Source organism: Pseudomonas sp. LS44 (assembly GCF_024730785.1).
Classification (GTDB): Bacteria; Pseudomonadota; Gammaproteobacteria; order Pseudomonadales; family Pseudomonadaceae; genus Aquipseudomonas.
On sequence record NZ_CP102830.1, the window covers coordinates 4,143,473 to 4,166,373 of the forward strand.

Sequence of the window (22,901 nt, forward strand, 5' to 3'; positions counted from 1 at the left end):
ACATCCCCACCGTTTCTTATTGATGTTGCCGATTCTGCTCTGCCGCGGCCAACGCGACGCACCAGGCTTCGCCTTGCGGACTTTGTGCGGTCAAGTGCAGAGAACGGCCGCCTCCATGGGGGCTAATGGTAATGGTCAGGTCGGCCTTTGGCAAAACGCCTGCACCGCGCTGCGGCCACTCGACCAGGCACAGCGCATCGCCGGCGAAATAGTCGCGCACGCCTAAAAACTCCAGCTCCTCGGGGTCGGCCAAACGGTACAGATCGAAGTGAAAGGCGCGCTGGTCGCCGACTTCATAGGGTTCGACCAGGGTGAAGGTCGGGCTTTTCACCGCGCCGACATGGCCCAGCCCGCGAATGATGCCGCGCGACAAGGTGGTTTTCCCGGCCCCCAAGTCGCCCTGCAGAAAGATCACGCCCCGACCACCGGTCGCCTCGGCGATGCGGGCGCCGAGTTCGAGCATCGCGGCCTCGTCAGCAGCGGTAAGTATCAGTTCAGGCACGGCGAGTGTTCCTCCAACAATTGACGGATAGGCGCGAGCAAGTCTCCGGCGGCCAGACCACGGCCTTGCCCGCCAAGCGCTTCACCGGCGCGCGCGTGCAGCCAGACGCCCAGTTCGGCGGCCTCGAAGGCCGCCATCCCCTGACCGAGCAAGGCGCCGAGCAGGCCCGCGAGGACATCACCGAGTCCGGCGCTGGCCATGGCCGGATGACCGTGATCGCACAGCGCGAGGCGACCGTCCGGCGCGGCAATCAGACTACCGGCCCCCTTGAGCACCACCACCGCCACGTACTTGCGCGCCAGTGCCAGCGCTGCCGCGCCGCGATCGGCTTGAACCTCGGCGGTAGAACAACCGAGCAGGCGCGCCGCCTCACCCGGATGCGGGGTGATCAGCAGCGTCGCCGGCGTGCTCACCTGACCGGCGGCGAGCAGGTTGAGCGCATCGGCGTCCCAGACCTGCGGCTTGTCGCTCGCCGCAGCGACCGAGAGAAGACTGCGGCCCCACGCACCCTGGCCGAGACCGGGGCCGACCACCAGCACATCGGCACGCGCGACCAATTGTGGCAATTGATAAGTGGAGGCCACGCCGACGCACATCAATTCCGGTTGGCGGGCCAGGGCGGCGGAGACGTGTTCGGCTCGAGTCGCCAGCGAGACCAGGCCAGCGCCGCAGCGCAACGCGCTCTGCGCACTGAGCAGGGCGGCGCCGCCGAAACCCTGATCGCCACCGATCACCAGCACATGCCCGTACTGACCTTTATGCGCGGTGCGTGGGCGTGGGGGTAGACGCGTCAGACTCGCGGCGCTGAGCCGCTGGGCACAGGCGGGCTGCCCGGCGAGAATCTGTGGATCGGCCTGCAAGTCGTCGAAACGCAGCGCACCGACCACCGCCGGACCAACCCCGGTGAACAGGCCGAACTTCAAGCCAATGAACGTCACCGTCAGATCCGCGCGTACCGCCACGCCCAGTTCGCTGCCCGTATCGGCGCACAACCCGGAAGGGATATCCACCGCGAGCACCGGCAGGCCGCTGGCATTGATCTGCTCGATGGCCTCGCTATAAGGCGCACGCACCGCACCAGTGAGACCACTACCGAGCAGTGCATCGACCAGCACACCGTGCAGCGGCGCATTCGCACTCCACGCCTGGATCGCCACGCCGGCGTGGTGCGCTTCGGCATACGCCTGCGCCGCGTCGCCGCCCAGTCGGGCGGGGTCACCGACCGTCAGCACCTGGGTCTGCCAGCCGACGCGCTGGGCCAGCGCGGCGATCAGATAGCCGTCGCCGGCGTTGTTGCCGTGCCCGGCCAGCACGCTCAAGGCGCCGGCCTCCGGCCAGCGCTGGCGCAACGCCCGCCAGGCGGCGTGGGCGGCGCGTTGCATCAGCTCGAAGCCCGGCGTGCCGCCGGCGATCAGGCGCGCATCCAGCTCTCGCGCCTGGGCGGCGCTGTACAAGGCCTGAGGCAGATCGACGGAATCGGGGGACATCACGGGCTCCAAAAAAGGCATCACACCGCCGGCGGGCGCGCTGGCCGGCGCAGGGCGGCGGGTTCTGGCAGAATTATACCCACCCCCGCCCTGGTTTCCGCGCATGTCCAGCATTGCTCTCGATCTCCCCGCCCTCGCCCAGTCGATCAAAGACTGGGGCCGCGAGCTGGGCTTTCAGCAGGTGGGCATCGCCGGTCTCGACCTCACCGAACACGAAGCCCATCTGCAGCGCTGGCTGGCCGCCGGCTACCAGGGCGACATGGATTACATGGCCGCCCACGGCAGCAAGCGCTCGCACCCCGAAGAGCTGGTGCCCGGCACCCTGCGAGTGGTCTCGCTGCGCATGGATTACCTGCCCGGCGACACGCGCATGGCGCAGCTGCTCGGCCAGCCGGACAAGGCCTACGTGTCGCGCTACGCGCTGGGCCGCGACTACCACAAACTGATCCGTAAACGCCTGCAACAACTGGCCGAGCGCATCCAGGCGCAGATCGGCCCGTTCGGCTACCGCGCCTTCGTCGACAGCGCACCGGTGCTGGAAAAAGCCATTGCCGAGCAGGCCGGGCTGGGCTGGATCGGCAAGAACACCCTGGTGTTGAACCGTAAGGCCGGCAGTTATTTCTTCCTCGGCGAGCTGTTCGTCGACCTGCCGCTGCCGGTCGACGCGGCGCATGCCAGCGAACACTGCGGACGCTGCACGGCGTGCCTGGATATCTGTCCGACCGCCGCCTTCGTCGGCCCCTATGTGCTCGACGCGCGGCGCTGCATTTCCTATCTGACCATCGAATACAAAGGCTCGATTCCCCTCGAGCTGCGCCCGCTGATTGGCAATCGGGTATTCGGTTGCGATGACTGCCAGATCGTCTGCCCATGGAATCGCTTCGCCCGACCCAGCGGCGAGGGCGATTTCCAGCCGCGCCACAACCTCGACAACGCCGAGCTGGCCGAACTGTTCCGCTGGTCGGAAGACGAGTTTCTCAGCCGTACCGAAGGCTCGCCGCTGCGCCGCGCCGGCTACGAGCGCTGGTTGCGCAATCTGGCGGTCGGCCTGGGCAACGCGCCGTCGAGCATCCCGGTGCTCGAAGCATTGCAGGCGCGCCGCGACGATCCGTCGCCCTTGGTCCGCGAGCATGTGCAGTGGGCGCTGGCGCGCCATGGAGTCGCTTCGGCGTAGGGCGTTACTCGCGCAGCAGTACGCCGGCGAGCTTGATGGCTGTGCAGGGGTGGCGGACTGTTCGCTGACGCTCCTGAGTCCGCCCTACGGCGAGCGCTTCACCCGCCGTCGTCCCCGCACGCGGGGCTCAGACCTTGAGGAAATGCTCGCGATAGTGGCGCAGCTCGGCGATCGACTCGCGGATATCGTCCAGCGCCTGGTGCGTACCCTGTTTCTGGAAACTGTCGCGAACCTGCGGCGCCCACAGGCCGGCGAGGATCTTCAGGGTCGACACGTCCAGATAGCGGTAATGGAAATACTCCTCCAGCGCCGGCATGTAGCGGTACAGAAAGCGCCGATCCTGGCCGATGCTGTTGCCGCAGATCGGCGACTTGCCCTTCGGCACCCACTGCTCGAGAAAGGCGATGGTCTGCGCTTCAGCTTCAGCCGGGCTGATGCGACTCTCGCGCACCCGCTGGGTCAGGCCACTTTCGCCGTGGGTGCGGGTGTTCCACTCGTCCATGCCGGCGAGCAGCGCATCGCTCTGATGCACGGCGATCACCGGGCCCTCGGCGAGGATATTCAGGTCGCTGTCGGTGACGATGGTGGCCATCTCGATGATCACGTCCCGCTCCGGGTCCAGGCCGGTCATTTCCAGATCGATCCAGATCAGATTTTGCGAATTTTGCATGCATGAACTCCTCGGCTAAGACGCGCAGTTTAGCCCAGCCGCGGGCCGCCTGGCCGCGCATGCTAAACTCGCCGCCGCTTTCCCTCCTTCCTCATTCGGAACCTTCATGGCCAAACGCCAGCTCAATCGCCGCCAAAACTGGCGGATCGAAAAGATTCAAGGCGAACGCGCCGCCCGCGCCGCCAAGCGCGAGTCGCATGCGCTGGACGAACTGGAAGGCGGCGACCTGGGGCCCGAGCAATTCGGCCTGGTGATCGCCCACTTCGGCGTCCAGGTGGAGGTGGAAGCCATCGAGGGTGAGCTGGCCGGCCAGGTATTCCGCTGCCATCTGCGCGCCAACCTGCCGGCGCTGGTGACGGGCGACCGGGTGGTCTGGCGCGCCGGCAATCAGGGCAACGGCGTGATCGTCGCCCAGCAGCCACGTCGTAGCGAGCTGTGCCGGCCGGACAGCCGCGGCCAGTTGAAGCCGGTCGCCTCCAACGTCGACCTGATCGTCATCGTTTTCGCCCCGCTGCCCGAGCCGCATGCCAACTTGATCGACCGTTACCTGGTGGCCGCCGAGCACGCCGGCATTCGCCCGCTGCTGCTGCTCAACAAAGCCGACCTGATCGACGAGCAGAACAGCGCCGCGCTGGACGCGCTCCTTGGCACCTATCGCCAGCTCGATTACCCACTGCTGGAGGTTTCCGCCCATGAAGGCGGCGGCATGGAGGAGCTGCAGCGCGTGCTGGATGGCCACGTCAGCGTGTTCGTTGGCCAGTCAGGGGTGGGCAAGTCGTCGCTGGTCAACAGCCTGCTGCCGGAAGTCGATACCCGCGTCGGCCCGCTCTCGGAAGTCACCGGCAAAGGCACGCACACCACCACCACGGCGCGCTTGTTCCACTTCCCTGGCGGCGGCGATTTGATCGACTCGCCGGGGATTCGCGAGTTCGGCCTGGTGCACGTCAGTCGCGACGACATCGAGGACGGCTTCATCGAGTTCCGCGATGTGCTCGGCCATTGCCGGTTCCGCGACTGCAAGCATGACCGCGAGCCGGGCTGTGCGCTGTTGCAGGCGGTGGCCGAAGGGCGCATTCAGCCACAACGGATGGCCAGTTACCGGCACATCCTCGCCAGCCTGCCGGTAAACGAGTACTAGCCTGCTGCAGATACGAAAAGACCGCGGCTGGCCGCGGTCTTTTCGTATCTGGCCACGCACTTATCGCTCGCGCGCCTGATCCATTTTCAGGGTGCCGTCTTCGAAGATGTTCAACTTCTCGCGCACCTCGCCAGCGCTGGCCGGCTGCACTTGCGTTGGCGGCGGAGCCACTGGCTGATCGAGCCCTGCGCCCGGCTGCCCCGGCTCCACCGGCGGGACGGCTGGGTTCGGCTCGACCGCGTCGTCCTGCTCGCCTTCGATGGCGCGCTGGGCTTTCTTGGTCAGCACAATGATGTCGATCCGCCGGTTCACCGGGTTGAACGGATCCTGGCGATCGAACAGCGCCGAGGAGGCGTAGCCGACCACCCGCGCGACCTGCTCATCCGGATAGCCGCCGGCCACCAACGCCCGCCGCGCCGCATTCGCCCGACTGGCCGACAGCTCCCAGTTGCCGAACCCTGCGTCGCCGGCGAACGGCTTGGCATCGGTGTGACCACTGACGCTGATCTTATTCGGCACCGCTTTGATGGTGTCGGCCATGGCCAGCAGGATGTCTTCAAAGTACGGTTGCAGGCGCGCGCTGCCGAGGTCGAACATCGGCCGGTTCTCGGCGTCCATGATCTGGATGCGCAGACCGTCCTGGGTGATCTCGAAGAGGATCTGGTCCTTGAAACGCTGCAGCTGCGGGTTCTCGTTGACCTTGTTCTGCAATTCTTGGAGCAGCAGCTCGAGACGCTCCCGCTCGAGGCGGTCGGCAATTTCCTCGGCCTGGGTCGGGTCGGTCTTGCTCTTGTCCTGATCGTCTGGAATGGTCTGCAGTTCCGGATTCAGGGTCTTTTCCGGCGCCGGTGTAGGGGTGCCGCCCAGATCGATAACGTACGGACTGGCGCTTTCGGTAAAGCCCACCGGGTCCTGGAAGTAGCCGGAAATGGCTTTTTTCTGCTCCGGGGTAGCCGACGACATCAGCCACAAGACCAGGAAGAACGCCATCATTGCCACGGCGAAGTCGGCGAAGGCGATCTTCCAGGCGCCGCCATGATGGCCGGCGGCATAGCGCTTGATGCGCTTGACGATGATCGGTTGATTGTTATCCATCGTTCAGCCGTCAGTTGCCGCGCATGGCCTGTTCGAGCTCAGAGAAGCTCGGACGGTGGGCCGGAAACAGTACCTTGCGGCCGAATTCCACGGCCAGGGTCGGCGGCATGCCCGAGGCCGAGGCGACCAGACAGGCCTTGATCGCCTCGTAGACGTTCAGCTCTTCCTTGGCATCGTGCTCCAGTGAAGTGGCCAGCGGCCCGAAGAACCCGTATGCCGCAAGAATCCCCAAGAAAGTCCCCACCAGCGCGGCGCCGACGTGCTGACCGAGAGCCGCCTGCTCCGCTTCGCCGAGCATCGCCATGGTCACCACGATACCGAGCACCGCGGCGACGATACCGAAGCCCGGCAGACCGTCGGCGATGCGGGTCACCGCGTGCGAAGGATGATCCAGCTCTTCCTTGAGACTGGCCAATTCCATGTCGAACAGACCCTCCAGCTCGTGCGGGGCCATGTTGCCGGAGGACATGATGCGCAAGTAGTCGCAGACGTAGGCCGTCATCCGCGCATCCTGCAGGACTGCCGGGTATTTGCTGAAAATCGGGCTGGCGGCCGGTTCTTCGATATCCGCCTCGATGGCCATCATGCCTTCGCGGCGACTCTTGTTGAGGACCTCGTAGAGCAGGCGCAACACTTCCAGGTAGAAAACGTGGGTGAAGCGCGAGCTAAACATCTTCAACGACTTCTTCAGCACGCGCATGGTCATGCTGCCAGGGTTGGCCTGGAGAAACGCACCGAGTGCGGCACCACCGATGATCATGATCTCGAAGGGCTGGATCAGCGCAGCGATTTTGCCGTGAGAAAGGACGTATCCGCCGAGCACACTAGCGAATACGACGATGATGCCGATAATTTTTGCCATAGGAAGGACTACTTGAAATCGCTGGTAGGGGGCTGAAAACAACTGCCCCTCTATTTATCGGAAGATTTGCGCCAGACTATAGGCCGTCAGAACGAAAATCCACTTCAGTACGCCGCGCATGCCGACTCCCACGCCTCTTCCCCGCAGCTTCGACGCTTGGCTCCAACATTTGCAGCGGGTTCGCTTGCCGGTGCCTGCTGATGAGCATCAGCACTTGCGCAGTGTTTTGCGCAACAGTCGCCTGTCGCTCGGGGAGATTGCCGGACTGCTACAACGCAGTCCGGCCGCCGCCCTGCTGCTGATGCGTGAAGCCAACCGGCACACCAGCAGCCTCAGTCAGCCGGCGGAAAGCCTGGAAGTCGCGGTCAACCGCCTTGGTCTGCGCCGCTGCGAAGAATTGCTCCAGCAATTGCCGGCGCTGGCCGAAGCGGATATTCCCAAGCCATTGCGGCAACTCTGGCAGATCAGCCAGCACGCTTCGCAGCTCGCCAACGGCATGTTCAGCGCGCGCCTGGCGCGGCTGTGGCAGGAGGTGCATTGCACCAGTCTGTTGTTTCTCGCCCCGCTGTGGCCGTTGGTGGCGGACCAACCGCAGTTGTTCGAGACGTGGGAACAGCGCGTACTGCGCAACGGCGAACCGGCACAGCAGGTCGAACGCGAACTGCTTGGTCTGCCGCTGCTGCAGTTGGCCCTGCAACTCGCCGAACACTGGCGCCTGCCGGATTGGATCGTGAACAGCTATCGGCTGCTGCTCAACGACCAACGCTTGCTGGTCAGAGCACTGCACATCGCCCGCGACCTCGATCATCCATTGCAGCAACAGCAGCATCTGGACGCCGATATTCCGTTACGCCGCTGGCTGACTCAACCTTCCAACAGCACACTTTTGGCCAACTGTCTGGCGCTTTCCGCGCATGCCGGCTGGGGCGGCACGCACAGCTTGCGCTGGCAACGCCTGAGCGGCTTGTACCTGCAAATGACTCTGAGCGATGTACAGCAACTAGTTCACCAGCAGGCGGTGCTCAGCGCCCAACAAATTGGCGCAACGGAACTCTGGCACCCCGCGCAGGCGCTGCTCTGGCCCTGGTCGGCCAGCCACCTGCACTCCACGCCCGCCCCTGTTGCGCCAGTCAGACCGGACAGTTTTGCGGTATGGCGACAACACTGTAGCGAACTGCTGCGCGAGCCCAGCCCGTTCGTTAATGTCGCGCAACTAACGGCCTGCGCGCGTGATGCGCTGCGTGAAAGCGGCATGCCACGACTCGTGCTGATGCTCGCCGACCGCCGCCACAGCCAACTGCGCGCCCAGCAATGCGCCGGCCTTGGGGGGCAAGCCGATGATCTGCAATTGGATCCAAATCAGAGTCAGGTCTTGCGCCGCCTACTCGCCAAGGCCGCGTTACTACGCCTCGGCCCCGCCAATCTCGCGCAATATTCGGCGCTGTTGCCCGGCAGCCTGAAAGCGCTGTTTCCTAGCGAACATGTGCTGCTGCGCTCGGTGGCCAACGGCGACCGCGTGGTGATGCTGGTGATTGCCGACCGCCAAGGTCAGCCGTTCAGCGACAGCCATTTGCAGGCGTTCGCCAAGACCGTGCAATGCATCGAACGCGCCATCGGTAACTTCGCCCGCCGCTAATTAGCGACGGCGGTCGGTTCGGTCCTACAAAAACTGCGTGACCGATCAGCAGGTCGATCAGCCCTCGGGGCGCAGGCTGAGCTCGACCATCAGGTCGTCGGCGAGGGTTTCCAGGCGGGTCTGCAACAGGTCCAGGGACAAGGTCAGCGGCACCGCGAGAATCGCCTCGGCATGAAACAGCGGTTCGCTGCTCATCGGCGCCGGCAGCACCTCGGTGCTCAGGCGTTCAATATTGATGCCATGCTCGCTGAGCAGGCGGGTGATATCACGCACGATACCCGGCCGGTCATTACCGACCAGATCGAGATGGATCGGCTTCCAGGTGCACGACGGCTCAATACCGCTTTCCGCCAACAGCACGCGAATCCCCTGGCTATTCAGCGCCTGCAGCGCATCGACCAGCTCGTCGTAGGCTTCGGCCGGAGCGCCGACCAAGAGGATCCCGGCAAACTGGCCAGCCATCCGTGACATACGGCTTTCCAGCCAGTTCCCGCCATGTTCGGCAATGCATTGGGCAATGCGTTCCACCAGGCCGGGTTGATCCTGGGCGATGACCGTAAGGACTAGATGATTCACGCGTAGCTCCTGTGCATGCCGGTCGGATGGCGCCGTTCAAGGCGCGGTCAGGCTCAGCCAATAGGTATAGAACAGCTCATCCCTCACATAGCCTAGGCGCTCATAGAGTGCCTGTCCGACTTGATTGGTTTTCGTCGTTTCCAACATCAAACCACAGGCTCCGGACACCTCGGCATGGGCGCGGGCGACATTCATCAAGGTTTCCCCGACGCCATGGCGACGGGCCCTTGGCGCCACGTACAAATCGCTGAGCAACCAGGCCGGCTGCAGTGCCAGGGACGAAAAGAACGGATACAACTGAACGAAGCCAACAGTCTGTCCACCATCATCGCGCGCCAGCCACAGCACTGAATCCTGCAGAGCCAGACGCGCTTCGAGAAAGCTGCGTACCGCCGCGCGCGGCTTGGCCATTTCATAAAAGTCCAGGTAGCCGGCGAACAGTTCGGCGAGCTCATCGAGATCGGTAGCGCAGGCACGACTCACCGACATGAAACAAACCCCAGAACGTAGTCGCTGCAGTATAGGCCGCCGACCCAGCGCGTCATGAGCTAGATCCGACCCAACGGATTTGAACCATTAACGTGTACTATCGGAACACTTATTCGATACAATTATTCAGTTTTTTGAGAACATACATGCCCTCAAGATGACCAGAAGGCACCCTCCAGTCGCAGTGCGACGCGTGCCCACTGATTTTCCCTATTTCTTCATGTAGTATGCCGCGCCTCGGACTACAAGAACGGCAAAAGCCCGGTCCGAAGCGGTTGAAGTGGTTATTGAGCAGAGTGAGGCAAGTGATGACTGAACGCGTTCAAGTCGGTGGCCTGCAGGTCGCCAAAGTCCTGTTCGACTTCGTAAACAACGAAGCCATCCCCGGTACCGGCATCGCTGCCGACAAGTTCTGGGGCGGTGTGGAAGCGGTCATCAACGACCTCGCACCGAAGAACAAAGCCCTGCTCGCCAAGCGCGATGCCCTGCAGGCGCAAATCGACGCCTGGCACCAGGCACGTGCCGGCCAGGCCCACGACGCCGTGGCCTACAAGGCGTTCCTGCAGGAAATCGGCTACCTGCTGCCGGAAGCGGCTGACTTCCAGGCCACCACGCAGAACGTCGATGAAGAAATCGCCCGCATGGCCGGCCCGCAGCTGGTAGTGCCGGTGATGAACGCGCGCTTCGCCCTGAACGCCGCCAACGCCCGTTGGGGTTCGCTGTACGACGCACTGTATGGCACCGACGTAATCAGCACCGAAGGTGGCGCGGACAAGGGTCCGGGCTACAACCAGGTGCGCGGTGACAAGGTCATCGCCTACGCCCGCGCCTTCCTCGACGAAGCCGCGCCGCTGGAAGGTGCCTCGCACGTCGACGCCAGCGCTTATGCGATCGACAACGGCAAGCTGGTCGTCAGCCTGAAGAACGGCAACCGCGTCGGCCTGAAGAACCCGGCGCAGTTCATCGCCTTCCAGGGCAACGCCGCGCAACCGGCTGCCGTGCTGCTGAAGAACAACGGCCTGCACTTCGAAATCCAGATCGACCCGACCAGCCCGATCGGCCAGACCGATGCCGCCGGCGTCAAAGACGTGCTGATGGAATCCGCACTGACCACCATCATGGACTGCGAAGACTCCGTGGCCGCCGTCGATGCCGACGACAAGACCGTGGTCTACCGCAACTGGCTGGGCCTGATGAAGGGCGACCTAGCCGAAAGCGTGGTCAAAGGTGCCAACACCTTCACCCGCACCATGAACCCGGACCGCGTGTACACCCAGGCCGACGGTTCCGAACTAACCCTGCACGGTCGTTCACTGCTGTTCGTGCGCAACGTCGGTCACCTGATGACCAACCCGGCGATCCTCGACGCGCAAGGCAACGAAGTGCCGGAAGGCATTCAGGACGCCCTGTTCACCAGCCTGATCGCGGTGCACAACCTGAACGGCAACACCAGCCGCAAGAACACCCGCACCGGCAGCGTGTACATCGTCAAGCCGAAGATGCACGGTCCGGAAGAAGTGGCCTTCGCGGTGGAAACCTTCGGCCGCGTCGAGGACGTCCTCGGCCTGCCGCGCAACACCCTGAAAGTCGGCATCATGGACGAAGAGCGTCGCACCACCGTCAACCTCAAGGCGTGCATCCAGGCCGCGAAAGAGCGCGTGGTGTTCATCAACACCGGCTTCCTCGACCGTACCGGTGACGAAATCCACACCTCCATGGAAGCCGGCGCGATGGTGCGCAAGGCCGCCATGAAGGCCGAGAAGTGGATCGGCGCCTACGAAAACAGCAACGTCGACATCGGCCTGGCCACCGGCCTGCAAGGCAAGGCACAGATCGGCAAAGGCATGTGGGCGATGCCCGACCTGATGGCTGGCATGGTCGAGCAGAAAATCGCTCACCCGCTGGCTGGCGCCAACACCGCCTGGGTCCCGTCGCCGACCGCCGCCACCCTGCACGCCATGCACTACCACAAGGTCGACGTGTTCGCCCGTCAGGCCGAACTGGCCAAGCGTACTGCCGCGTCGGTGGACGACATCCTGACCATCCCGCTGGCTCAGGACACCAACTGGTCGGCCGAGGAAATCAAGAACGAGTTGGACAACAACTCGCAAGGCATCCTCGGTTATGTGGTGCGCTGGATCGACCAGGGCGTCGGTTGCTCCAAGGTGCCGGACATCAATGACGTCGGCCTGATGGAAGACCGCGCGACCCTGCGCATCTCCAGCCAGCTGCTGGCCAACTGGCTGCGCCAGGGCATCGTCACCGAAGCGCAGATCGTCGAGAGCCTCGAGCGCATGGCCGTGGTGGTCGACCGGCAGAACGCCAGCGATTCGCTGTACCGTCCGCTGGCACCGAACTTCGCCGACAACGTGGCCTTCCAGGCCGCGCTGGAGCTGGTGATCGAAGGCACCAAGCAGCCCAACGGCTACACCGAGCCGGTGCTGCACCGCCGCCGCCGCGAGTTCAAGGCCAAGAACGGCCTGTAAGCCCTCGCGATGCACTGAAAGAGCCGCCCCTCGGGGCGGCTTTTTCGTTTCCGGTCCGACAGGAACAAGTAGCTCGGATGAAACCCGGGAAGCACAGCCGCCGGCTTCCCCGGATTGCATCCGGGCTACGGCTCGCAGGGCGACTTCGCACCTCCCATGACCTATCTCAACGAATCGTCACATGGGCAGGCGTAGGGTGCTCACATGCCGCCATCGGTTGATTTAGCTGCCTGCCACCCCCACTTAGGGAACTACCTCGTCTCTCGGATGGCATAGAGAGATGTAATCAATTCAATGCCTTCAATCAATTTAGCGATATAGCCGGATTGAATTAGGATGGCCCCATCAAATTTCCAAACCCCACTAAGGAGTTCATCCCATGTCTCTGATTAACACTCAGGTTCAGCCGTTCACCGCTAACGCGTTCCACAACGGCGAGTTCATCCAGGTTACCGAGCAGTCCCTGAAGGGCAAGTGGTCCGTGCTGATCTTCATGCCGGCCGCCTTCACCTTCAACTGCCCAACCGAGATCGAAGACGCCGCCAACAACTACGCCGAATTCCAGAAGGCCGGTACCGAGGTGTACATCGTCACCACCGATACCCACTTCTCGCACAAGGTCTGGCACGAAACCTCCCCGGCCGTTGGCAAGGCTCAGTTCCCGCTGATCGGTGACCCGACTCACCAACTGACCAACGCGTTCGGCGTGCACATCCCGGAAGAAGGCCTGGCCCTGCGTGGCACCTTCGTGATCAACCCGGAAGGCGTGATCAAGACCGTGGAAATCCACTCCAACGAAATCGCCCGTGACGTAGCGGAAACCCTGCGCAAGCTGAAAGCTGCCCAGTACACCGCCGCCAACCCGGGTCAGGTTTGCCCGGCCAAGTGGAAAGAAGGCGAAGCCACCCTGGCTCCGTCCCTCGATCTGGTCGGTAAAATCTAAGCCGCAACCCACAAGGTTGCTGCGCTACAAGGGCTGAATCTCAGCCCTTCTGGTGCCCGAACGCCCGGGCGCGATCCGTCCGGGCGTTTCTGTTTCTGAAATTCGTACTTTCGCAGAGGAAATTGCAGTCATGTTGGACGCCAATCTGAAATCCCAGTTGAAGGCTTACCTCGAGAAGGTCACCCTGCCGTTCGAGATCGTTGCGTCCCTCGATGACAGCGCGAAGTCTCAGGAACTGCTCGGCCTGCTCAAAGACATCGTCGGCCTGACCGACAAGATCACCCTGAAGACCGATGGCAGCGACGCCCGTCGTCCGTCGTTCTCGCTCAACCGCCCGGGTGCGGATATCGGCCTGACCTTCGCCGGCATCCCCATGGGCCACGAATTCACCTCGCTGGTCCTGGCCCTGCTGCAAGTTGGCGGCCACCCGTCTAAGCTGGACGCGGAGACCATCGAGCAAATCAAGAGCATCGAAGGCCGTTTCGAATTTGAAACCTACTTCTCGCTGTCCTGCCAGAACTGCCCGGACGTGGTCCAGGCGCTGAACCTGATGGCCGTGCTCAACCCGAACATCCGTAACGTGTCGATCGACGGCGCACTGTTCCAGGAAGAAGTCGAGCGCCGCCAGGTCATGGCCGTGCCGAGCATCTACCTGAACGGTGAAGTGTTCGCTTCGGGGCGTATGGAGGTGAAGGAAATCCTCGCCAAGATCGACACCGGCGCCGCCAACCGCGACGCCGAGAAGATGAACGCCAAGGACGCCTTCGACGTGCTGGTGGTCGGCGGTGGCCCGGCCGGCGCCGCCGCGGCGATCTATGCCGCACGTAAAGGCATCCGCACCGGCGTGGCCGCCGAGCGTTTCGGTGGCCAGGTGCTCGACACCATGGCGATCGAGAACTTCGTTTCCGTGCAGGAGACCGAAGGACCGAAACTGGCGCGCGCCCTGGAAGAGCACGTCAAGCAGTACGACGTCGACATCATGGACCTGCAGCGTGCCAGCGCGCTGATCCCGGCCAGCGCCGTCGGCGGTCTGCACGAGGTCAAGTTCGAGAGCGGTGCGAGCCTCAAGGCCAAGACCGTGATCCTCGCCACCGGCGCACGCTGGCGCGAAATGAACGTGCCCGGCGAGAAGGAATACAAAGCCAAGGGCGTGTGCTTCTGCCCGCACTGCGACGGCCCGCTGTTCAAGGGCAAGCGCGTAGCGGTGATCGGCGGCGGTAACTCCGGCGTGGAAGCGGCCATCGACCTGGCCGGCATCGTCGCCCATGTCACCCTGATCGAGTTCGATGACAAGCTGCGCGCCGACGCCGTGCTGCAGAAGAAACTCAACAGCCTGGCCAACGTCACCGTGATCAAGAGCGCGCTGACCACCGAGGTCAAGGGCGACGGGCAGAAAGTCACCGGCCTGGTCTACAAGGACCGCGTCAGTGAGGAACTGCGCACCGTCGAGCTGGAAGGCATCTTCGTGCAGATCGGCCTGCTGCCTAACAGCGACTGGCTGAAGGGCAGCATCGAGTTGTCGCCACGCGGCGAGATCATCGCCGATTCGCGGGGCGAAACCTCGGTGCCGGGCGTATTCGCCGCCGGCGACGTGACCACCGTGCCGTACAAACAGATCGTTATCGCGGTCGGCGAAGGGGCCAAAGCCTCGCTGAGTGCCTTCGATCACCTGATCCGCACCACCTGATCGAGCGCTAAACACAGCCGCCGTCCTGCTCTGCAGGCGGCGGCTTTTTAGTGCAAGGGTATTTGCGTTCTCGCGACACCCGACTTCAGCGATGCGACAAGCCCCTGCTCGGCCCTATCGCACCGGGGCCATGCGCTTGGCTGCACTTTGGGCGCTATGCTAGCTTGGTGCCACGCCAGGAAGGCCCGTTAACGCCGGAGTGCTCTGTAACCCCAAGAGGAACCTGTATGGCCGAGGCTACGCCCGCCCTGGAAATCCGCAACCTGCACAAACGTTACGGCGACCTCGAGGTTCTCAAGGGCATCTCCCTGACCGCGCGCGATGGCGATGTGATCTCGATTCTCGGCTCTTCCGGCTCCGGCAAGTCGACCTTTCTGCGCTGCATCAACCTGCTGGAAAACCCGCATCAGGGACAGATCATCGTCGCCGGCGAAGAACTCAAGCTGAAGACCAGCCGGCATGGCGAATTGGTCGCCGCCGACAACAAACAGATCAACCGCCTGCGCAGCGAAATCGGTTTCGTCTTCCAGAACTTCAACCTCTGGCCGCACATGACGGTGCTCGACAACATCATCGAGGCGCCGCGCCGGGTGCTCGGCCAGAGCCGTGCCGAAGCCATTGAAGTGGCCGAAGCGCTGCTGGCCAAGGTCGGCATCGCCGACAAGCGCCACGTTTACCCGAACCAGCTTTCCGGCGGCCAACAACAGCGCGCAGCGATCGCCCGCACCCTGGCCATGCAACCGAAGGTGATTCTGTTCGATGAGCCTACCTCGGCGCTCGATCCGGAAATGGTCCAAGAAGTGCTAGCGGTTATCCGCGCGCTCGCCGAAGAAGGTCGCACTATGCTGCTGGTTACCCACGAGATGGGTTTTGCTCGGCAAGTGTCCAGCGAAGTGGTTTTCCTGCATCAAGGGTTGGTGGAAGAACAAGGCTCACCCGCGCAGGTCTTCGACCACCCGAACTCGGCACGCTGCAAACAGTTCATGTCCAGCAATCACTAACGGAGCAACACGCATGATGACATATAAGAAAATGCTGCTGGCCGCTGCCGCCACCCTGGCTTTCGGTTCCGGCGCCTTTGCCGCGGATAAACTGAAGATCGGTACCGAAGGCGCTTACCCGCCCTTCAACCTGATCGATGCCAGCGGTCAAGTAGTCGGTTTCGACGTCGAGATTGCCCAGGCGTTGTGCGCCAAAATGAAAGTCGAATGCGAAGTGGTCACCTCCGACTGGGACGGCATCATTCCGGCATTGAACGCGAAGAAATTCGACTTCATCGCCGCCTCGATGTCGATCACCGAAGAGCGCAAGCAAGCGGTCGACTTCACCGACCCCTACTACACCAACAAGCTGCAATTCATCGCCAGCAAAACCACTGAGCTGAAAACCGACAAAACCGGCCTGAAAGGCAAAGTGATCGGCGCCCAGCGCGCGACCATCGCCGGCAACTGGCTGGAAGACAACCTCAACGACGTGGTCGACATCAAGCTCTACGACACTCAGGACAACGCCTATCTGGACCTGGCGTCAGGCCGCCTCGATGGCATCCTGGCCGACACCTTCGTCAACTGGGAATGGCTGAAGAGCGATGCCGGCAAGAGCTTCGAGTTCAAGGGTGATCCGGTATTCGACAACGACAAGATCGGCCTGGCCGTGCGCAAGGACGACCCGCTGCGGACCAAGCTGAACGCCGCGCTGAAGGAAATTGTCGCCGACGGCACCTACAAGAAGATCAACGACAAGTACTTCCCGTTCAGCATCTACTGATGCGTCCCGACTGGCGCCGTCGCCCGGCGGCGCCAGCCTCCAATAGTTGCCCCAGATGAATTTCGATCTCTACGGATTCGGTCCGGCGCTGGCCGCCGGCACTCTGATGACCATCAAGCTGGCGTTATCGGCGCTGGCCCTCGGCTTGGTGCTCGGCTTGCTCGGCGCCCTGGCCAGAACTTCTCCGCTGCGGCCCCTGCAATGGCTGGGCGAAACCTATTCGACGCTGGTCCGCGGCGTACCCGAGTTGCTCTGGGTACTGCTGATCTATTTCGGCACGGTCAATGCCATGCATGCCCTGGGCGCGTGGATTGGCCGGCCTGAGCTGGAACTCAGCCCCTTCGCCGCCGGCAGCATCGCGCTGGGCCTGTGCTTCGGCGCCTACGCCACGGAAGTATTTCGTGGCGCGATCCTCGCAGTGCCGCGCGGCCACCGCGAAGCCGGTCAGGCGTTGGGCCTGTCCAAAGGGCGAATTCTTTGGCGGCTTGTTCTGCCGCAGATGTGGCGCATCGCCCTGCCCGGGCTCGGCAACCTGTTCATGATTCTGATGAAGGACACCGCGCTGATCTCGGTGGTCGGCCTCGGCGAAATCATGCGTACTGCGCAAATCGCCGTGACGGTAAGCAAACAACCGTTCACCTTCTTCCTGGTCGCAGCCTTCATTTACCTAGGCCTGACTGTGCTGGCCATGATCGGCCTGTACTTCCTCGAGAAACGCGCCGCGCGCGGCTTTGCCAGGAGCGGCGCATGAACTGGGAAGTGATCCTCAAATGGCTGCCGCGCTTTGTCGACGCCGCCGGTCTGACCCTCGAACTGGTCGCCATCGCCGTACTCGCCGGGCTGATTCTCGCCCTGCCAATGGGCATCGCCCGCGCCTCGCGACACTGGTATGTGCGCGCCCTGCCGTATGGTTACATCTTCTTCTTCCGCGGCACGCCGCTACTGGTGCAACTGTTCCTGGTCTACTACGGCGCGGCGCAGTTCGATGCGGTTCGTCAGGGGCCGCTCTGGCCATACCTACGCGATCCGTACTGGTGCGCGGTGCTGACCATGACCTTGCACACCGCCGCCTATATCGCCGAGATCCTGCGTGGCGCCATTCAGGCCGTACCACCAGGCGAAATCGAGGCGGCCCGCGCGTTGGGCATGTCGCGCGCGCAGGCGATGCTCTACATCGTCCTGCCGCGCGCCTCGCGCATCGGTCTGCCGGCCTACAGCAATGAAGTGATCCTGATGCTCAAGGCCAGCGCCCTGGCCAGCACCGTCACCCTGCTGGAATTGACCGGCATGGCGCGCACCATGAATGCCCGCACCTATCTGTCGGTGGAGGGATTCTTCACTGCCGGAGTGTTCTACCTGCTGATCGCCTTTATCCTGGTCCGCGCCTTCAAATTGCTGGAGCGTTGGCTACGCGTCGACGTCACGCAAGGCCGCTAATCCGCCGCGCCAACGGACCTTCATCAGGCTTTCAAAATGCTTACCGGCCCCTCCCTGCTCGAGCGCTTTCAGGCGCTCGACGCCTTTCTTCTCAGTCATCAAGGGCTTTGGCGGCCACGCCCGTTCAACCATCTGCAACTGCCGTGGGAAGCCGAACATGCCAAGCTGGCGCGCTGGTTGCGCGGGCGATCGCTGGAGGCCGCCGAAGCCGCGGACAACCATCCGGAGCTCCTCGCCGCGCCGGCACCCTTCCCGCAGCTGGCCGCGCGTGCCATGGAGCTTGCGGCAGTCGGCGAATTACCGGCGCAACCCCGCCAGATGCCTCCAGCACGCTTCAGCCATGATGTGCCGGGACGCAAATGGCAGCAGATCGAAGTCTTCGCCCAGCACCTGAATTTCGATCAGGCGCCACGCCACTGGCTCGACTGGTGTTCAGGCAAAGGCCACCTCGGCCACCTACTCGCCTGGCAGGGCGGAGACCTGACCTGCCTGGAGCATGACCCGGAACTGGTCGAGTCCGGCCGCGCGCTCAGCCAGCGCCGCCAGCTCGCGGCTCGGCATATCAACCAGGATGTGCTCGCCGCCGATGCCGGCGCGCATGTGCACCCCCACCAAACCCCGGTTGCCTTGCACGCCTGCGGCGACCTGCATGTGCGCCTGATCCAGCTGGCCAGTGCCGCCGGCTGCGCGCAAATGGCAATTGCACCGTGCTGCTACAACCGCATTGCGGCGCCCACCTATCAGCCGTTATCGGCCACCGCGCAAGCCTCGGCGCTTGAACTTTCGCGCGAGGATCTGGGCCTGCCCTTGAGCGAAACGGTGACCGCCGGCGCCCGCGTGCGCCGCCAGCGCGACACCTCGATGGCCCGCCGACTGGCCTTCGATCTGCTGCAACGCGAACTGCGCGGCGGCGATGCCTATCTTCCTACGCCCTCGCTACCCAGTGCCTGGTTGCAGAAAGACTTCCGCAGCTACTGCGAGGACCTCGCCGCATTGAAGGCCTTGCCGATTCCGGGCACGCGCGACTGGGCCGCGCTGGAGGCTGCCGGCTGGCAACGTCTAGCGGCGGTACGCAATCTCGAACTGCTCCGCGGTTTGTTCCGCCGCCCCCTGGAAATCTGGCTGCTACTCGATCGCGCGTTGTTTCTACAGGAACTTGGCTACCGGGTCAGCTTGGGCAGCTTTTGCCCAGCCGGGCTAAGCCCGCGCAACCTTTTGCTGCTCGCCGAGCGCGAGCAAGTTGCGCACACATTCTGTGGATAAGTTTGTGGGTTGTTTCTGAGCAAATCGCTGAAATCCACGCCGCACAAGGCGAAAAGGTGATTGACGCTTTTTTATCCAGAAAATAAACCTATAAAAAACAGATATTTATAAAAAAAATTCAGCATCGCCTCAGAAAAATGCATCGCCGTACTAAGTGCTTCAAAATTGTGCATAAGCTTTCAGGCCAATCTTCGATAAAAGCGCCTAAATCGCCCTTTTCACGTCTTTACTCGGCCCGGCCAATGGATATAATGGCGGCCCGAAAAAGCCGGTATAGCTCAGCTGGTAGAGCAACTGACTTGTAATCAGTAGGTCCCGGGTTCGATTCCTGGTGCCGGCACCATACAAAATAAAGGCCTACGAGAAATCGCAGGCCTTTTTTGTTGCCTAAATTTGAACTGGGGTAGGTTTGGGGTAGGGATTTACCAATAGCTGCCAAGCCGGTTAGAAAAAATCTTGGCCTCCCTCGCGGCGCACCCTAGACATACGCTCTCAACTGCCTCCATCGGCAAACTCCGACTTGGTGTTTAAAAAGTTGGGGATTTAGGCCTGAGCCTATCTTGAGAACCTCTCATCACTCAGCCTCGCCAGCCCTCAAACTGGGCTTGTCCCTATCAAACCGGACACCGGCACCCCGTTAAGTTGAGGCTCCTGCCATGCCCCACCTAACGTCTTCGGCGCCTGCAAAAAACCACGGGGAATTAGCCCAAACATCCCACCCAGACAGCCCGGCGACATTGCTCGGTTCCTTGCAGAGTCGGTAAAGTTAGCTAGCTTGTTACACAGCGCGGATGTTCCCCTGTTTTAAATCCGCACTCCTACTCGCCATCAAACTGCAACGCTTAGTGTGGCTAACTGTTCGGAGACGCTTCAGAAGAACACGGACGTGGAGGTGTCTTGACCTATGTCAGCTCGCCCCTTTCGAATCCGCGCTTAACTGACGTCAACTCTTCCCTGGATTGGAGGTTTGCAATGTCACAGTCCGCTCAAAAACTAAAACTCGGAGCGCTAGTAGCTCTCGTAGTGGGTTCGATGGTCGGCGGCGGGATCTTTTCTCTGCCACAGAATATGGCTGCAAGCGCCGACGCAGGCGCCGTTTTAATCGGTTGGGCCATTACCGCGGTCGGCATGCTGACCCTGGCCTTCGTGTTCCAAACCCTGGCCAACCGCAAGCCAGATCTCGACGGCGGGGTATATGCCTACGCCAAAGCTGGTTTCGGCGACTACATGGGCTTCTCATCAGCCTGGGGTTACTGGATCAGCGCCTGGCTCGGTAACGTCGGCTACTTCGTACTGCTGTTCAGTACCCTCGGTTACTTCTTCCCGATTTTCGGCGAAGGCAATACGGTCGCCGCCATCATCGGTGCGTCAATCCTGCTCTGGGCCGTGCATTTCCTGGTTCTACGAGGAATCAAGGAAGCCGCCTTCATCAACTTGGTCACCACCGTTGCCAAAGTGGTGCCGTTGATCCTGTTCATCCTCATCTGCTTCTTCGCCTTCAAACTGGATATCTTCACCACCGACATCTGGGGCGCGAGCAACCCCGATCTCGGCAGCGTGATGAACCAGGTGCGCAACATGATGCTGGTCACCGTCTGGGTGTTCATCGGCATCGAGGGCGCGAGCATCTTCTCCTCCCGTGCGGAAAAGCGTAGCGACGTCGGCAAGGCCACCATCATCGGTTTCATCACCGTGCTGCTCCTGCTGGTGCTGGTTAACGTGCTGTCTCTCGGCATCATGGCTCAGCCGGAACTGGCCAAGCTGCAGAATCCGTCGATGGCCGCCGTGCTCGAGCACGTGGTCGGTCACTGGGGTGCAGTGCTGATCAGCGTCGGCCTGGTTATTTCCCTGCTCGGCGCCCTGCTGTCCTGGGTACTGCTGTGCGCAGAAATCATGTTCGCCGCAGCGAAAGACCACACCATGCCGGAGTTCCTGCGCAAGGAAAACGCCAACCATGTGCCGGCCAACGCGCTGTGGCTGACCAACGCCTGCGTTCAGGTGTTCCTAGTCATCACCCTGTTCAGCAACAGCACTTACCTGTCGCTGATCTATCTCGCCACCTCAATGATCCTGGTGCCGTACCTGTGGTCGGCGGCCTATGCGGTACTCCTGCCGCTGCGCGGCGAGAGCTACGAGACCGACGCCCGCGACCGTACCAAGGACCTGATCATCGGCGGCATCGCCCTGATCTATGCCGTCTGGCTGATTTACGCCGGCGGCCTCAAATACCTGCTGTTGTCCGCGCTGCTATATGCCCCAGGGATCATCCTGTTCGCCAAGGCCAAGCGGGAACTCGGCCAACCCATCTTTACCAATGTCGAGAAACTGATTTTCGCCGTCGTCGTGATCGGCGCTCTCATAGCCGCCTATGGTCTCTACGACGGCTTCTTGACTCTGTAACTTCGTAAGGAGAACTGACATGGCAACTGAAAAAATCAAATTCGGCGTCCATTCCGAAGCCGGTAAATTGCGCAAAGTAATGGTCTGCTCGCCCGGCCTGGCCCACCTGCGTCTAACCCCGAATAACTGCGACGAACTGCTGTTCGACGACGTGATCTGGGTCAGCCAGGCCAAGCGCGACCACTTCGACTTCATTACCAAGATGCGCGAACGCGGTGTCGATGTATGCGAGATGCACAACCTGCTGGAAGAGACCGTGCAGAACAAGGCGGCCCTGAAATGGATCCTTGACCGCAAGCTCACCCCCAACAGCGTCGGCCTCGGCCTGCAAAACGAAGTGCGCTCCTTCATCGAAGGCCTGGAGCCGCGCCGCATTGCCGAATTCCTCATCGGCGGCGTGGCCGGCCGCGACCTGGCCGCACACAAAGAATCCGACGTTTCGAAGATGTTCAACGCCTACCTTGGCGATTCCAGCTTCATCTTCCCGCCGCTGCCGAACACCCAGTTCACCCGTGACACCACCTGCTGGATCTACGGCGGCGTGACCCTCAACCCGATGTATTGGCCAGCCCGCCGCCAGGAAACCCTGCTGGCAACCGCCATCTACAAGTTCCACCCAGACTTCACCAATGCCGACTTCCAGGTCTGGTACGGCGATCCTGACGTCGACCACGGCGCCGCTACCCTCGAAGGTGGTGACGTGATGCCAATCGGCAACGGCACCGTGCTGATCGGCATGGGCGAACGCACCTCTCACCAGGCCATCGGCCAAGTTGCGCAGGCACTGTTCAAAAAGGGCGCCGCCGAGCGTGTGATCGTCGCCGGTCTCGGCAAGTCCCGCGCCGCGATGCACCTGGACACCGTGTTCAGCTTCTGCGACCGCGACCTGGTGACCCTCTTCCCTGAAGTTGCCTACCAGATCGTCCCGTTCACCCTGCGTCCCGATGAGAGCAAGCCAGGCGGCATCGATGTGCGTCGCGAGGAAAAGTCGTTCCTCGACGTCGTCGCCGCGTCCCTCAATCTGAAGAAACTGCGCGTGGTTGAAACCGGCGGTGACAGCTTCGAAGCGGAACGCGAGCAGTGGGACGACGGCAACAACGTGGTCGCCCTGGAGCCCGGCGTGGTAGTCGGTTACGACCGCAACACCTACACCAATACCCTGCTGCGCAAGGCCGGCGTTGAGGTGGTCACCATCAGCGCCAGCGAACTCGGCCGCGGCCGTGGCGGTGGCCACTGCATGACCTGCCCGATCATCCGCGACCCGATCGACTACTAATCTCACCACCCCT

At 62.5% G+C, this 22,901-nt stretch carries 20 protein-coding genes and 1 tRNA gene; 14 read left to right on the forward strand and 7 right to left on the reverse strand.

From position 1 onward, the window contains the following. Window positions 1-16 precede the first annotated feature (16 nt). Together tsaE and NVV93_RS18620 are read right to left on the reverse strand one after the other, a co-directional pair. On the reverse strand, window positions 17-502 hold the full coding sequence (gene tsaE / locus NVV93_RS18615) for a tRNA (adenosine(37)-N6)-threonylcarbamoyltransferase complex ATPase subunit type 1 TsaE (RefSeq protein WP_258252147.1): 486 nt from the start codon (window positions 500-502) through the stop codon (window positions 17-19). After that, on the reverse strand, window positions 490-1,989 hold the full coding sequence (locus tag NVV93_RS18620; protein WP_258252148.1) for an NAD(P)H-hydrate dehydratase: 1,500 nt from the start codon (window positions 1,987-1,989) through the stop codon (window positions 490-492). The genes tsaE and NVV93_RS18620 overlap by 13 nt, the downstream gene beginning before the upstream one ends. A 103-nt stretch (window positions 1,990-2,092) precedes the next feature. Here NVV93_RS18620 and queG point away from each other — a divergent pair, with 103 nt between their 5' ends. Then, on the forward strand, window positions 2,093-3,163 hold the full coding sequence (queG, locus tag NVV93_RS18625; protein WP_258252149.1) for a tRNA epoxyqueuosine(34) reductase QueG: 1,071 nt from the start codon (window positions 2,093-2,095) through the stop codon (window positions 3,161-3,163). 127 nt (window positions 3,164-3,290) lie between these two features. Here the strand turns inward: queG and orn are convergent, their stop codons facing one another. Then, entirely contained in the window at window positions 3,291-3,833 is a 543-nt protein-coding gene (orn, locus tag NVV93_RS18630; protein ID WP_258252150.1) for an oligoribonuclease, read from the reverse strand. A gap of 106 nt (window positions 3,834-3,939) precedes the next feature. Between orn and rsgA the strand changes: the two genes are divergently transcribed. Then, window positions 3,940-4,971: a small ribosomal subunit biogenesis GTPase RsgA gene (gene rsgA, locus NVV93_RS18635; protein WP_258252151.1), complete on the forward strand. Its 1,032-nt coding sequence runs from the start codon at window positions 3,940-3,942 to the stop codon at window positions 4,969-4,971. Window positions 4,972-5,031: 60 nt separating this feature from the next. Here the strand turns inward: rsgA and motB are convergent, their stop codons facing one another. Both motB and motA read right to left on the reverse strand, forming a co-directional pair. Beyond that, window positions 5,032-6,066 carry a flagellar motor protein MotB gene (gene motB / locus NVV93_RS18640; RefSeq protein ID WP_258252152.1) on the reverse strand — a complete coding sequence of 345 codons (1,035 nt, stop codon included), beginning with the start codon at window positions 6,064-6,066 and terminating at the stop codon, window positions 5,032-5,034. A 10-nt stretch (window positions 6,067-6,076) separates the two neighbouring features. Next, window positions 6,077-6,928, reverse strand: a complete 852-nt coding sequence (gene motA, locus NVV93_RS18645; RefSeq protein WP_258252153.1) for a flagellar motor stator protein MotA — start codon at window positions 6,926-6,928, stop codon at window positions 6,077-6,079. A 118-nt stretch (window positions 6,929-7,046) separates the two neighbouring features. Here motA and NVV93_RS18650 point away from each other — a divergent pair, with 118 nt between their 5' ends. Then, window positions 7,047-8,564: an HDOD domain-containing protein gene (locus NVV93_RS18650; protein WP_258252154.1), complete on the forward strand. Its 1,518-nt coding sequence runs from the start codon at window positions 7,047-7,049 to the stop codon at window positions 8,562-8,564. Between the two features lie 57 nt (window positions 8,565-8,621). On the opposite strand, the gene NVV93_RS18655 is transcribed toward NVV93_RS18650, so the two are convergent. Together NVV93_RS18655 and NVV93_RS18660 are read right to left on the reverse strand one after the other, a co-directional pair. Beyond that, window positions 8,622-9,140 carry a glycine cleavage system protein R gene (locus NVV93_RS18655; RefSeq protein ID WP_258252155.1) on the reverse strand — a complete coding sequence of 173 codons (519 nt, stop codon included), beginning with the start codon at window positions 9,138-9,140 and terminating at the stop codon, window positions 8,622-8,624. Between the two features lie 36 nt (window positions 9,141-9,176). Continuing rightward, window positions 9,177-9,629 (reverse strand): GNAT family N-acetyltransferase, encoded by a 453-nt coding sequence (locus tag NVV93_RS18660; RefSeq protein WP_258252156.1) that lies wholly within the window; start codon window positions 9,627-9,629, stop codon window positions 9,177-9,179. Window positions 9,630-9,937: 308 nt separating this feature from the next. Between NVV93_RS18660 and NVV93_RS18665 the strand changes: the two genes are divergently transcribed. From NVV93_RS18665 to arcA, 11 genes are all read left to right on the forward strand, one after another. Beyond that, entirely contained in the window at window positions 9,938-12,115 is a 2,178-nt protein-coding gene (locus NVV93_RS18665; RefSeq protein ID WP_258252157.1) for a malate synthase G, read from the forward strand. A gap of 379 nt (window positions 12,116-12,494) precedes the next feature. After that, window positions 12,495-13,058: an alkyl hydroperoxide reductase subunit C gene (gene ahpC / locus NVV93_RS18670; RefSeq protein WP_258252158.1), complete on the forward strand. Its 564-nt coding sequence runs from the start codon at window positions 12,495-12,497 to the stop codon at window positions 13,056-13,058. A gap of 130 nt (window positions 13,059-13,188) precedes the next feature. Next, a complete protein-coding gene (gene ahpF / locus NVV93_RS18675; RefSeq protein ID WP_258252159.1) occupies window positions 13,189-14,745 on the forward strand; it encodes an alkyl hydroperoxide reductase subunit F in 1,557 nt (518 codons plus the stop codon). A gap of 227 nt (window positions 14,746-14,972) precedes the next feature. Beyond that, on the forward strand, window positions 14,973-15,746 hold the full coding sequence (locus NVV93_RS18680) for an ABC transporter ATP-binding protein (RefSeq protein WP_258252160.1): 774 nt from the start codon (window positions 14,973-14,975) through the stop codon (window positions 15,744-15,746). A gap of 13 nt (window positions 15,747-15,759) precedes the next feature. Continuing rightward, window positions 15,760-16,512 (forward strand): ABC transporter substrate-binding protein, encoded by a 753-nt coding sequence (locus tag NVV93_RS18685; RefSeq protein ID WP_258252161.1) that lies wholly within the window; start codon window positions 15,760-15,762, stop codon window positions 16,510-16,512. 55 nt (window positions 16,513-16,567) lie between these two features. Further along, window positions 16,568-17,263: an ABC transporter permease gene (locus tag NVV93_RS18690; protein ID WP_258252162.1), complete on the forward strand. Its 696-nt coding sequence runs from the start codon at window positions 16,568-16,570 to the stop codon at window positions 17,261-17,263. Beyond that, window positions 17,260-17,949: an ABC transporter permease gene (locus NVV93_RS18695; protein WP_258252163.1), complete on the forward strand. Its 690-nt coding sequence runs from the start codon at window positions 17,260-17,262 to the stop codon at window positions 17,947-17,949. The genes NVV93_RS18690 and NVV93_RS18695 overlap by 4 nt, the downstream gene beginning before the upstream one ends. 36 nt (window positions 17,950-17,985) lie before the next feature. After that, on the forward strand, window positions 17,986-19,212 hold the full coding sequence (locus tag NVV93_RS18700) for an SAM-dependent methyltransferase (protein WP_258252164.1): 1,227 nt from the start codon (window positions 17,986-17,988) through the stop codon (window positions 19,210-19,212). Between the two features lie 267 nt (window positions 19,213-19,479). Continuing rightward, window positions 19,480-19,555, forward strand: a tRNA-Thr gene (locus tag NVV93_RS18705). A gap of 629 nt (window positions 19,556-20,184) precedes the next feature. Continuing rightward, a complete protein-coding gene (gene arcD, locus NVV93_RS18710; RefSeq protein ID WP_258252165.1) occupies window positions 20,185-21,612 on the forward strand; it encodes an arginine-ornithine antiporter in 1,428 nt (475 codons plus the stop codon). A gap of 19 nt (window positions 21,613-21,631) precedes the next feature. Next, on the forward strand, window positions 21,632-22,888 hold the full coding sequence (arcA, locus tag NVV93_RS18715) for an arginine deiminase (RefSeq protein WP_258252166.1): 1,257 nt from the start codon (window positions 21,632-21,634) through the stop codon (window positions 22,886-22,888). Window positions 22,889-22,901 lie beyond the last annotated feature (13 nt).